The 11,760-nt window shown below is 70.1% G+C and carries 10 protein-coding genes; 6 read left to right on the top strand and 4 right to left on the bottom strand.

Annotated features, from left to right (window positions below):
- Positions 1 to 6 precede the first annotated feature (6 nt).
- Positions 7 to 354: a hypothetical protein gene (locus tag OV090_RS37555; RefSeq protein WP_267709541.1), complete on the top strand. Its 348-nt coding sequence runs from the start codon at positions 7 to 9 to the stop codon at positions 352 to 354.
- Between the two features lie 187 nt (positions 355 to 541).
- On the opposite strand, the gene OV090_RS37550 is transcribed toward OV090_RS37555, so the two are convergent.
- Positions 542 to 670, bottom strand: coding sequence for a hypothetical protein (locus OV090_RS37550; RefSeq protein WP_256254071.1), 129 nt, complete (start codon positions 668 to 670; stop codon positions 542 to 544).
- A gap of 495 nt (positions 671 to 1,165) precedes the next feature.
- On the opposite strand from OV090_RS37550, the gene OV090_RS37545 reads away from it, so the two are divergent.
- The gene (locus OV090_RS37545; RefSeq protein WP_267709540.1) at positions 1,166 to 2,245 is read left to right on the top strand and encodes a hypothetical protein; all 1,080 of its coding nucleotides are present in this window, start codon (positions 1,166 to 1,168) and stop codon (positions 2,243 to 2,245) included.
- A gap of 114 nt (positions 2,246 to 2,359) precedes the next feature.
- Here the strand turns inward: OV090_RS37545 and OV090_RS37540 are convergent, their stop codons facing one another.
- Positions 2,360 to 2,812 (bottom strand): hypothetical protein, encoded by a 453-nt coding sequence (locus OV090_RS37540; protein ID WP_267709539.1) that lies wholly within the window; start codon positions 2,810 to 2,812, stop codon positions 2,360 to 2,362.
- Positions 2,813 to 3,362: 550 nt separating this feature from the next.
- Between OV090_RS37540 and OV090_RS37535 the strand changes: the two genes are divergently transcribed.
- The 4 genes from OV090_RS37535 to OV090_RS37520 all read left to right on the top strand — a co-directional run bounded on the left by OV090_RS37535 (position 3,363) and on the right by OV090_RS37520 (position 9,122).
- Positions 3,363 to 4,586, top strand: a complete 1,224-nt coding sequence (locus tag OV090_RS37535; protein WP_267709538.1) for a hypothetical protein — start codon at positions 3,363 to 3,365, stop codon at positions 4,584 to 4,586.
- 716 nt (positions 4,587 to 5,302) lie between these two features.
- On the top strand, positions 5,303 to 6,823 hold the full coding sequence (locus tag OV090_RS37530; RefSeq protein WP_267709537.1) for a cytochrome-c peroxidase: 1,521 nt from the start codon (positions 5,303 to 5,305) through the stop codon (positions 6,821 to 6,823).
- A gap of 278 nt (positions 6,824 to 7,101) precedes the next feature.
- Positions 7,102 to 7,356, top strand: coding sequence for a DNA-directed RNA polymerase subunit alpha C-terminal domain-containing protein (locus OV090_RS37525; protein ID WP_267709536.1), 255 nt, complete (start codon positions 7,102 to 7,104; stop codon positions 7,354 to 7,356).
- A gap of 62 nt (positions 7,357 to 7,418) precedes the next feature.
- On the top strand, positions 7,419 to 9,122 hold the full coding sequence (locus tag OV090_RS37520; protein WP_267709535.1) for a serine hydrolase domain-containing protein: 1,704 nt from the start codon (positions 7,419 to 7,421) through the stop codon (positions 9,120 to 9,122).
- A 127-nt stretch (positions 9,123 to 9,249) separates the two neighbouring features.
- Here the strand turns inward: OV090_RS37520 and OV090_RS37515 are convergent, their stop codons facing one another.
- Positions 9,250 to 10,773: a hypothetical protein gene (locus OV090_RS37515; protein ID WP_267709534.1), complete on the bottom strand. Its 1,524-nt coding sequence runs from the start codon at positions 10,771 to 10,773 to the stop codon at positions 9,250 to 9,252.
- 376 nt (positions 10,774 to 11,149) lie between these two features.
- Positions 11,150 to 11,698: a hypothetical protein gene (locus OV090_RS37510; protein WP_267709533.1), complete on the bottom strand. Its 549-nt coding sequence runs from the start codon at positions 11,696 to 11,698 to the stop codon at positions 11,150 to 11,152.
- Positions 11,699 to 11,760: the final 62 nt, after the last annotated feature.

The raw sequence follows: 11,760 nt of genomic DNA, 5'->3' as shown, positions 1-11,760 counted from the left end.
GGGCCGATGCTCGAGCTACGCCCGCGATGGTCCCTGTGCTTGTTGTTGCTGAGCGGCTGCCCCGAAGGTCGCGAGGACAGCGCCACCGCCGGAGAGGAGGGCACCTTCCCCTGCGGCGACAACGGCGGCACCTGCGACGCGGCGACCGAGCTGTGCATCGTCGGCGGCTCGGACCGGTGCTCGACGTGCGTGCCGCTGCCGGCAGCCTGCGATGACGACTCGACGTGCGGCTGCGTGCCGCCGGGCACCGACGCGGCCTACGGCTCGTTCGCCTGCGAGGACGCGGGCTCGTGCGAGAGCGCGGAGGGCGGGCGCGTCCTGACCTGCGCCGAGATCGCGTGGGGCTGCGGGTGAGCCGCGTCAGCACGCCTCAAGGCGACGGAGACATGCCGTCGGAGTCGACACGTGCCAGGACAAGTGCCGCTGCAACAAATGCAGCCCAGCTCTTACCGAACTTGCACAGGATCCGCCTCCTTGCTGGACAGGGTCCGCACGACCGGCGTAATCGACGCGCGCGGCGGCGGGGCCGCTCCGCGGACGATCATCTGAAGATGTCGAAGTTGCCGAGGACGATCCACAAAAGGATGAAGATCAGGACGGTGCCAATGACACCACCGCCGAGCTTCCAAGCCCCAACACCCGCGACAGCACCTCGTAGAAGTTTGCTCATGGTGAGAGTGATTTGGCCGGTTTTTGCTCGCGCGCCAGTGCGCGAAGTGCGATCCGCGGTGAGCGGGCGGACCTGGGCCTACAGTTACAGACACCCATCGTGCTCACGCGAGCGCGAGAGCATGAACTGCTCGACGAGCCTGTGGACCCCCAAGTCGCGCCGGTGACGTTCAGCCGACGCGCCGGCGGCGAGGACGATGAGCGTTTCTTCCAGCTCGGTGCAGGTGTCGGGGCGGCAACCGCCGGGGTACGTGGCAGGTCGCAGCGGAGCGAAGACGGCGCTGGCGACGCGCGGCCATGCGTGGTTGAAGGCTCGTTCATGGATTCGCATTCGAGCATTCGGGGTGGATGAGCACGTCTCGTCGCGGGCTGCTACGGACTGATCGAATCGGGTCGGCCAAACCTCGACAGCGGCGACAATGCCAATACCGCTCGGGGGCCTGGGCCTCTGCCTAGTCTATGACTCGGGCGAGCTCGCCGTGCTACGGTGAGCCCGATGGACGCTGGACAGGGGAGCGACCTCGCCAGAAAATATCTCGACCGCCTGCGCCAGCTCGAAGACACACTGGCCACGCTCGGCGCGGCCGGGGGACATGCGCTGTTCGGCCACGAGCCGCCCGAGGTGACATGGTACGTCGACCGGACCTGCCGCGCCGTCGCCGACGCCATGCTGGTCGCCAGCCTGAGCCGGGACACCAAGCTCCTGACCGCCGGATGGGCGCTTCCCACGATGCCGGCGCTGCCGCGGCTCTCACGGGTCCCCGGGCAGCCTGACAGGCTCACGGTCGCCGACGACGCGGAAGCCTGGCGCATCGCGTCGATCCTCGCCGACGCCACCCGGATTCCGTTCCTCTACCGGGTCGATCTCGAGGACGCGCCCGTCGTGCACTTCCTGGCCGTCTGGAACCTTCGGGCCCCCGATCCACCGCCGCACCTCCACGGGCCGTCCGAGGCCCTGGGAGCGGGCTTCAGCTACTTCCTGGCGGCATTTGGGCTGCTCGCCCTCGCCCTGTGCCTCGGGCTCTGGGGCTACGAGCTGTCCTCGATCCCGCCCGGGAGCGGCGGGCCGCTCTCGGGGATGAACGGCGTCGTCGGCGCGCTCGCCACCCTGGCCGCGGTCAGCGTCTTGTTCATCGCGGTGGGCGTCGGCGCCGTCGGCTTCCGGCGGGAGAAGCAGGCCGCGAGCCCGCCGTCGATCGGCGGAGACAGGCCGGAGCAGGTGCCCGTCGGGGGACTGCCGTACCGCCGCATGGACGTCGCGGGCCCGCCCCCGCGGCGTGCGAGCCCGCTGCCCGCGGCCGCGCGCCGCCTCGGTGTCTGCAGCTTCGTGGCGACGGTGCTGCCATGGCTCGGCGCGCTCGTCGACCACGAGGGCCTGCTGGTCCTTCTCGGGGTGATCGCGGTGATGCTGTGGCTCGTCGCCAGCATGATGACCGCGACCGCCTGGGCCCGCCTCGACGCGCATCCCGATCCCGCCGAGGTCCGCGACACCAGGCACGCCAAGCTCTGGCTGGTCGCCGGCGCGCTCTCGCTCGGGCTCCTGTTCGCGCTCTTCTGGGATTCCCTCGGTCGGTGAGGGTCGCTCGCTCGGCCGCGGGCTCCGAGCGGCCCCGGGGTGACGAGGCCGCCAACTGAACGAGGCGACTGAGACATGCCGTCAGAGCAAGTCCCCTGAAAAGAATGTGAATGGTCACTCGATCGCGCACTCGCCGAGCTTCGTGTCCCACTCCTGGCACACCTGGCCGGGCGGGTCGTCGGGCGAGACGTAGGCGTCGATCTCCTCGCAGGTGGCCTTCGAAAGGCAGTCCTGGCGGTTCAGCTCGGTGTCGGCGCAGTGGGTGCCGGGGTTGTTCATGCCGAGGAACACGATGCCCGACTCGCAGCCGGAGACGCAGTCCGCGGTGTCGAACATCGCCGGGTCGTCGGCGCACGACTTGAACTTCTCGCAGGCGGCAGTGCAGACCTCGTTGGCCTCCGGCGAGGGTCCGGGCGCCTCCGTCCCGGCGTCCGAGGTCGGGTCATCGGTGGTGCGGGTGGTGTCGGTGGTAGCATTCGTATCGGTGGCCGTGGAGTCGTCCTTCGATTCGGGGCTGCAGGCGAGGGGGGCGAGGAGCAGAAGCGAAGCGAGCGAGCGAAAGATCATGCCGCCGACGATACCCGAGAGCGGGCGGCCGCGCGGCCGGACCGCGTCGGCCTCGCGCGCGTGAGCCGGCGCATTGCGCATTCTTTTCCACGTATTGCGTGTGTGATGATCGATCGATTCGGGCCGGGTGCGACCGCGCGCCCACTCGCCCACTCGCCCACTCGCCCACTCGCCCACTCGTCATTGCGGTCAGGCGCCGACAGTCTGAGGCTCGCCGGGCCCACGTCATTCGCAGGTGGGTGGCACGATGCGCCTAGCGATGCGCGCATTCGCGGTGTCGCTGACCGATTCAAAGCTCCTCGGACGTGGATTGGGGATCGTCGTCCCCAGGTTCGCACCGAGATCGCGTCACGAGCCACGTGGGGGACGTCGGCCGCTTCGCGCCGCCCGGTCGCCGGATCGACGCGCGCCGACGCTGTCGGCTCGCTCGCCCGGCGGCGAGGCCCCCGCTGGCTGCCACGGGCGTTCGGCGCGGCGGCCTCGTGCGCCTCGCAGACCGCAGCGGGGGGCCGGCCTGGCTGCGGCCGGCGCTCGTGCTTTGTCTGCGCGCATGCTGCTCCGCCTCGCGCTCGCTGCCGGGTCCGCCGCCACTTGCCACGCAACTGTCGACCGCGACGGGCCGACGTACCACCGCGACGTCGCGCCGATCCTCGCCGACAATTGCGTGGAGTGCCACAAGGAGGGCGGGATCGGGCCGTTTCCCCTCACCACGTACGACGAGGTCGCGCCGCGGGCCGCGTCGATCGCCGCAGTCACCGGCGCGCGGAGCATGCCGCCCTTCAACCTCGACAACAGCGGCGCCTGCAACACCTACGTCGACGCGCGCTGGCTCGGCGAGGGCGACATCGCCACCCTCGCCGCGTGGGCCCAGGCGGGCGCGCCCGCGGGCGAGCTCGTCGAGGCGCCGCCGGAGCCGCCGGAGCCGTGGGGGCTGGATCGCGTCGACCTGACTCTGGCGATGCCGGAGCCCTACACGCCGGACGAGGCGCTCGACGACATCTACCGCTGCTTCATCCTCGACCCGCAGCTCGCCGAGGACGCGTTCGCGGTGGCCTTCGAGATCCGCCTCGGCCAGCCCGAGATGGTCCACCACCTCACGCTCTACGCCCTCGACTACGCGGAGGACGAGGCGGACGCCGCCGCGCTCGACGAGGCCGACCCTGGCCCGGGCTACACCTGCTTCGGCGATCCGCTGGTGCCGTCGCGCTGGCTGGTGGGCGCGGGCCCGAGCGACGGCGGGCGCGAGCTGCCGGCGGGCACGGGGCTGCGCATGGGCGCGGGGCGCAAGACCGTGCTGCAGATGCACTACAACCGGGTGCACGGCACGTTCCCCGACCAGACCGCGGTCGACCTGCGGCTGGCCAGGAGCGTGCCGCACGAGGCCTACATCCAGCGGGTCGAGGACGTGTTCCTCGAGCTCCCGCCGGGCGAGCAGGCGGTGGTCGAGACGGGCACCGAGGAGCTCCACGAGGACTTCACTCTGTGGGGCGTGTGGCCGCACATGCACGGCCTCGGCCGGCAGATGCGCGTGACCGCGACCGGCCCCGGCGACGAGGCGTGCCTGGCCCAGGTCGACGACTATCATTTCCACTGGCAGCAGTTCGCGTTCTACGAGCAGCCGCGGCCGGTCCGCGCGGGCACCACGCTGCGCATCGACTGCACCTACGACACCACGAGCCGCGACACGACGACCACCTGGGGCTACGGGACCGACGACGAGATGTGCATCGGCTTCTTCTACGTCACCGAGGGGCTGGTCGGCGCGGGCAAGTGAGGGCGTACGATTCGCGCTGCGGACGCGCGGGCCCGCGAGTCGGCATTGCCGAGAGCCGGCAATGACGCGAAACCAGACGTCGCCGGAAAATCCAGTCTCGTCCGCGATTTCTGCAGACTACATCGCGTTCGTGGCAGGACCGCCGGGACCGCGCGTCGGCGCGTCAAGATGATGCAACGCGACCTGCGTCACGAGGTCTGCCCGCGTGCGCGCCGTCCGGGGGCCTCGGGAGGCATCTGCGAGCGAAAGGGGCGCGGGTGAGGACGCGAGGTGAAAGCGACAGGGGCAGAAAAAAACGATGGACTGAAGGATGAGCGCAGTGGCTGAAAGCGGCGAGCGAGTGCGACTCGGTGAGCGCGATCGAGGCCGGTGAGTCTGGGCCTCTCACTACGGAGAAGTCCTGATGCGTGTGGGCGTGATGGAGGGAGCGGGGGTACATTGTGGACACTCGTGAAACGAAAAGAATGCTCGATCCCCGGCTCGCGGCTTGACGACCTGGATAGTTCGTGCAAAATGTTCGTCCAGCTTTTTGTGGGCCGCGGGGCATTCGTGCAGACGGTTCGTGGCGCGGGCAGGAGGTCGGCGGGCGATCGCGGAGACAGGGCTGGGAGTGAGTGAAAAGGTGACGTAGCGATACGGCGAGTTGCCGAACAAGTGAACCTCGACGTACGGGCTCTGCGGAGCATTCCGGGTCGTTCTCCTGCTTGGAGCGTGTCATGCTGAAGCATCGTGTTGTGGCGGTTCTGTGGCTGTCGATGATCCCCATGGTCGCGTGCGACGATGACCCGGCGAGCGAGCCGGTCGGCTTGCGGTCGGGTGAGACCGGGACCGAGACCGGAGTCGGTACCGAGAGCGAGACCGAGGGATTCGGCGAGCTCACCACCTACGGTTCGCGGAGTTACCTCATCGGGCAGGTCCGCGCGCTGATCACGGAGAACGGCATCACGCCGCTCGAGCTGCCGCCGTCGTCGTCGGACGAGCTGGTCGAGCTCGGCGAGGCGCTCTTCTACGACAAGATCCTGAGCGGCAACATGGACACGTCGTGCTCGACGTGTCATCACCCGCGGCTCGCCACGACCGATCACCTGACGATGAACCGGGGCATCCGCGGCGTCGGGATCGGCCCGTCCCGCGTCGGCGCGCTGGTGGGGGGGCGGACGACGCAGCCGCTGTGGAACCTCCACAAGCTCAGCACCGGCCTGGCGGTCGACCACAAGGTGCCGATCGACTCCTCCGGCTACGTCATGCCGCTGGGCGGCCCCTTCATCCCGTTCTCCTGGCAGGACGACGCGTTCGACCCCGACATGCGGGCCGCGGCCGGGCAGGCGATGATGCCGCAGGTGACCGACCAGGAGATGCTCGGTTTCCCGAACGAAAACGACTTCACCACCGTCTGCGCGCTCGACAATCCGCCGCTCAACTTCGTCATCTGCGCGTGGGGCATGATGATGGACCGCCTGGGCGCGATCCCGGACTACGTCGACATGTTCGAGGCGGCCTACCCCGGCGTCGCGTTCGAAGACATGCACTTCGCGTATGCCGGCAACGCGATCGCGGCCTACGAGTTCCGCGCCTTCTTCTCCAACGACACCCCGTGGGACCGCTTCGTCGGCCGCTACGACCCGGCCACGGGCCTCCTGATCCCGCCCGACGACAACGCGCTCACCTACAACCAGCTCGTCGGCGCCCGCCACTTCCTCGACAGCGACCGCGGCAACTGCACGTCGTGCCACGCGGGCAACGGGTTCACCGACGAGGACTTCCACAAGACGCTGGCGCCGCAGTTCGGGCCCGGCGACACGGTCCCCGGTGGCGACGGCCCGGGCGGCCTCGACGACTTCGGGCGCATGCGGATCTCCGGCGACCCGGACGACAAGTACGCGTGGCGCACCCCGCCGCTGCGTAACGTGATGTACACCGGGCCCTGGGGTCGGCAGAGCCATTACAACGACATCAAGGACTTCATCCGCCACTACGGCGACCCGGTGGACGCGCTGCTCGACTACGACATCACCGACAGCGTCGACGAGGTGGCGATGCACTCGCAATTCCTCGAGAATCGGGCTGCGATCATCGCCGAGGGCGTCGACCCGCTCATGGCCACCGTCGACGTCTACGGCTGGTGGACGGCCGACTACCTGGCGTCGTTCATGCACGCGCTGAGCGACGACGCGGGCCCCGACTTCTCGCACCTGATCCCGCTGACGGTGCCGAGCGGGCTGGCGGTCGATCTCTGAGCCGCACACGCGGCCGGGCGCCGCCGGATGACGGGCGGGCAGCCTGAACACAAGGACATGCTCGCAGGGACAGGTCCCTGCGAGCTTTGTCTTTGCTTGCGATCGAGGTCGGCCGGGAGCCGACTCACGCCGACGCGTCGAAGCCGCTGGCGCGTGAGCCGAGCGGGGGCCACGGCGCCCTGGGTGAGCGGCTGCCTCGAGAGACAGGTGAGCGCCAGGGCCGGACGCGGCCGCGGCTGCTTGACACGGCTTGCGAAGCCTCGGCAAAGTCACGCGCCATGGATGAGCGCCTCGATATCCTGGTCGAAGAACTCGAGATCTCGGTCCGCAGCTGGAACATCCTCCACCAGGCCGGGATCGTCTACCTCGGCGAGCTCGTGCAGTGGCGCCCGGAGGACCTCCTGGACCGGCCCTCCTCGGGCCAGAAGGTCGTCAACGAGCTGCGGGAGTACGTCACCAGCATGGGCTTCGCGCTAGGCCTGGAGCTGCCCGAGTGGAAGCGGCCCGACGGGGCGCCGGTGGCCCGGCCCTGAGGCGTGAGCGAGGTGTCCCGCGGCGGTGCGCTTCGAAGGCCGTCCCGTCTATCCTCGAGACGATGCCCCGCCGCCGCGCGACCTCGCGACCCGCTACCTTCGTCGCGGCCGTAGTCGAGGGTGTGCTCGGCATGTCCTTCGGGGCAGGTTGCCACGATCGGCCCGCGCGGCACGACATCCCGGCCGCCGGCCGGCTCGACACGGAGCTGGAGGGCGTCGACGATGTCGTCGTGCGGGTGATGAGCCAGCTGTGCATCGGCGCCGGAGTGCTGGCGGTCGCGCGCGACGGCGAGGTCCTGGCCGCGCGGGGTTATGGCTACCGCGACGGCCCGCCCAGCCGCGAGTGCGCCTTCGGGCGCGACCGTTTCGCCGGCGGTGTGACCGTCGAGCCGGACACGCCGATGCGGATCGGCAGCGTCGGCAAGAACATCGACGCGATCCTCGTGCGCCGGGTCCTGCGCGACGCGCTCGTGGCCGCCGGCTTGCCTGCCGACGACGCCGCGATCGAGGCGCTGCCCCTGGTCGGCGGGCCTCTGCGCCTGCTGCCGCCGCGGATCGAGGAGACGCTGCTGGGCCAGCGCGCGCCCGTGTTCGCCATCGGCGGAGATTGTGACGCGCGCGCCGATCCGCGCTGGCGCGACGTCACGATCGGTCACCTGCTGTCGCATCGCGCCGGCCTGCCGCTCGCCGGCCCGGACCTGCTGAGCGGCGACCGCCTGCAGGTGCTGCGCGAGCTGTGGAGCCGCGAGGCGCTCGCCGCCGAACAGGCCGCGCTCGCGCCCCCGAGTCGGGCGATCCGCCAGGGCCCAGGGCGCGACGGCTACTTCGTGGCGCCGCCGGAGCTGGCCGAGGGGGTGCTGGCGCTCGGCTCGACCTGCCTGCGCTCGGATCCGGGGGCGAGCGCTCGTTATTCGAACCTCGGCTTCGATGTCCTCTCGCTGGTCGCCGCCACCGTCAGCGGTCGCGACGAGGTCGCGCGCGGCGGCGACGTCGAGTCGCACCACGACTCGCTGCTCGACTCGCTGCTGCGCGACGAGCTCGGCCTGACCTCGGGCCGCGTTTCGCGGCACGGCATCGGCCTCAGCCATCCGTACCCGGAGGCGCGCGACCCGGCCGAGCCGCGCTATCGCATGTGGACGCCGGGGCGGCGCACGTATTACCCCGAATACGACGATCCCAAGCGACCCTATTGCATCCTCGGGGGCGACGGCCGGTGCACCTTCGACGAATGGCGTGACCGTCGCCGTCCTGTCAATTACGCCTGGGAGCGGCGGCGGGTTCCGCTCTCGTACGAGTGGATCGGCGCGCCGGTATCGACCGGTCTGCTGGCCGCCGAGGCCCCGGTGCTGCTCGAGCTGCTCGAGCGCTACTGGCTGGGCCGCGTGATGCCCGGCGGCCACGACGACGGCACGCCCTTCTATGGCCGCTCGCGGGAGCTGTTCGACAGTCCGGTCAATCGGCAGCACGGGGGCAACCTGGGCGGTGCGACCGCGTGGGTCGGGCAATTCGTCGGCATGCCGGTCGATTATGCGGTCGTCGCGCTGGCGCCCGACACCGGTCGCTACGATTTCGGCGCCGCGACCGGGACCGCGCGTTGCACCTCGATCCCCGCGGGCGTGGACGTCGTGGTCGCATTCAACCAGTCGTACAGCCAGGACTGTCACCGGGATAGCGAGGTGTGTGGCGCAGCCTACGACCTGTGGCGCTCGCTGCTGATCGAGGCGCTGTGCGAGGTCGACTGGGACCGCGCCGGCGCCGGGCCGTGAACGAGGGCGCCCGGCGTCGATCGGCGCCCCTCGTCCCTGACGGAGGCGGCAGGCTCATGAACGGGGGCGAGCACGCGACACCCTCGCGCAGAGCTTCACCCCCTGTCCAGAAGCGCAGGCGGCTTCATCAGCGCGGCGGCGGGGGCGGCTCGAACGCTTCCTGACAGACCCCGATCTCGAGGATCAGATACAACAGCACCAGCTCCTGCGGGGTCAGACCGATGTACGAGTCCGAGGCCTCCGCCATGTGGTAGGTGGTGAACATGATCTTCCCGCAACCGTAGTGGCCGGTGATGGTCAGCGGGTTGGGGGGGTCGCTGGGCGCGTTGTAGCCGTCGCCGGGGCCCTCGATCCAGGTCTTGTGGCCCACGTCGATCTGTCCGCCCATACCGTCGTCGACGAGCACCGGCGGGGTCGCGGCCACGCCGGACCAGTTGTCCACGGTCTCGATCTGCGGGAGCGCGGAGATCACGGGGTGGCCGAAGCCGCCGTTCAGCGGGTTGATGTCCTTCAGGGCCGGCGGCAGCGCCTCGAGCCAGGCCAGCAGGTCGGAGTCGAGGACGGTGCCGAGCGAGTCGTACGGCGAGAACAGGTCGGGCCCGCCGAAGTCCATGTCTTGATAGAAGGTCTGGTATTGGTCGAAGGCGGCCGACAGGTACTCGTTGGACCAATCGGAGACGTAGAACTTGCCGCCCGCCGCGACCCACTTGCGCAGGTTCTCCTTGCCGAGCTCCGACAAGAACTCGGAGAGGTATGGATCGGAGGAGCAGGGCATGAACAGGACGTGGTACTTCGACAGCTTGGCGTAGTCGAGCACGAGCTCGCCGACCGAGCCGACCGTCGAGTACAGCCCGTCGCCGCCGTTGTCCCACATGTCGAATTGCTGGGTCCCCTCGACGAGGGTCTCGGAGTAGGAGCCCGGGTCGACGAGCGTGTCGGCGAGGCCGAGCTTGCCGAGCGCGTCCTCCAGGCGATCGTACGAGCCGAGCCCGAGCGCGATGTTGGGGATGTAGAGACCGTTCGCCGCGTCGCGGTGGTCCGGCAGGGAGGTCACTTCGACGGGCAGCGGGTTGACGCCGGCGGCGAGCTGGATCTCCGTCACGCGCATGAACTGGCCCTTCTGCACCACCACGTACTTCGACCCCGAGGGCACGGCCAGGTCGAAGCTGCCGTCCGGCTTGGTCAGCGCGAACTGAGTCTCGCACGCGAGTTGCACGCACTCGGTGCAGTACACCTCGTCGGGGATGCCCTCCGGTTGGGTGTCGGTGGCGTACACCAGCGCGCCGCTGACGGGGATGACCTGGTTGGGCGCGTAGACGGTGCCCGTGATGCTGGCGTCGTTCGGAGCGACGGGGCAGCCGCCCTCGGTCTCGCCCTGGGTCTCACCGGCGCCGAGGTCGAATTTGGTCGCCTCGGTGTCCGCGGTGGTGGGACCGACGCCCGTGCTCTCGCTGGTGGTCGTGGTGGTGCTCGTGCTCGTCGTCGGGGCCGTGTCTCCGGGGCCCGTGGTCGTGGTCGTGCTCGTGCTCGTCGAGGGATTGCCGGTCGAGGGATCGAGCGAAGCTTCGCCGGTGGTGGCGGCCGGATCGACGCCGCCGCATCCGCTCGCCAGCACCAGTGGGCCCAAGAAGGTCGAGAATAATCTGAACACGCGCATTTTCGCCCGGAGCATACCGAGGGGCCATAAGCGGCGCAAGCGGCTTTACGTGGCTCGGGCATTCACCAGGGGACCGGTGCGCGAGACCCAAGTGAGTTTGCTGGGGTTATCCATGCAGCGAAGGGTTCGCAGGCGGCAGGTCGGGTCCCGTGCGGGCTCGAATCACGGGCACAGCTTCGTCAGCACCGTGTCGTGATCCGCGATTGCGGTGAGCGGGTGGCCGTCGATCGTCATCGCTTGGGGGAAGGGACCGGTGACGTACACCGCGACTCGGCGTCGATTGCGGCTTCGGTGCCCGCGGCCCGGCGCGGAGCCGTCGAGCCGCGGTCTGCAGCAGGCGGTCCAGAGGCGCTCGAAGGCGTCGGCTGAACTAGAGGGCGGTGCCCGGCAAGCGTCGCTGTGCGGACTGCCAGCGCACGACCGCGTAGATGAACGCCGCGAGGACTGCCGCCATGTCGAGCGCGAGCCGGAGGAGTGTCAAGTCGGTGGTCTGCTCCAGCCACGCAGCGAGCGGCTCCACCCCGAGCGCGCCGATCGCCTCGGCGACGCGGGCCGGGAGCCACACGAGCGCCGCGTGGGCGCCGACCGACGCGGCGACGAGCAGCGCGAGGGCGAGCCATCCGAGCAGCGACAGGGGGCGAGCGTCGGCCCGCGGTGCCTGCGTCGCGCGGCGCACGAGCAGCAGCATCACGACGAGGCGGGCGAGCCCCTCGGACACTGTCAGAGTGGCCCGCTCGGCGAGCGTGGGGATGGCGCCGCGGGACAGGTCGAGGGACGCGTACTCGAGCCCGGCGACGAGCGCCGCGACGATCGGCCAGACGAGCAGGACGCCGAGCACGAGCACCGCGGCCCTCGCCGCGAGGACGCGGCGCTCGTCGTCTGCGAGGGAGGCGACAGGCTCATGGGTGAGGGCGAGCATGCGCCTAACCTCTCGCAGAGCTCCGCCGCTGTCCAGCAGCGCAGGCGCGTCGGGGTCCCGAC

The sequence above is a fragment of the Nannocystis sp. RBIL2 genome, assembly GCF_026626745.1.
In the GTDB taxonomy this organism is placed as follows: Bacteria; Myxococcota_A; Polyangia; order Nannocystales; family Nannocystaceae; genus Nannocystis.
The sequence above is the reverse complement of the archived record's forward strand: the minus strand, read 5'-3'. Positions and strand labels throughout refer to the sequence as shown.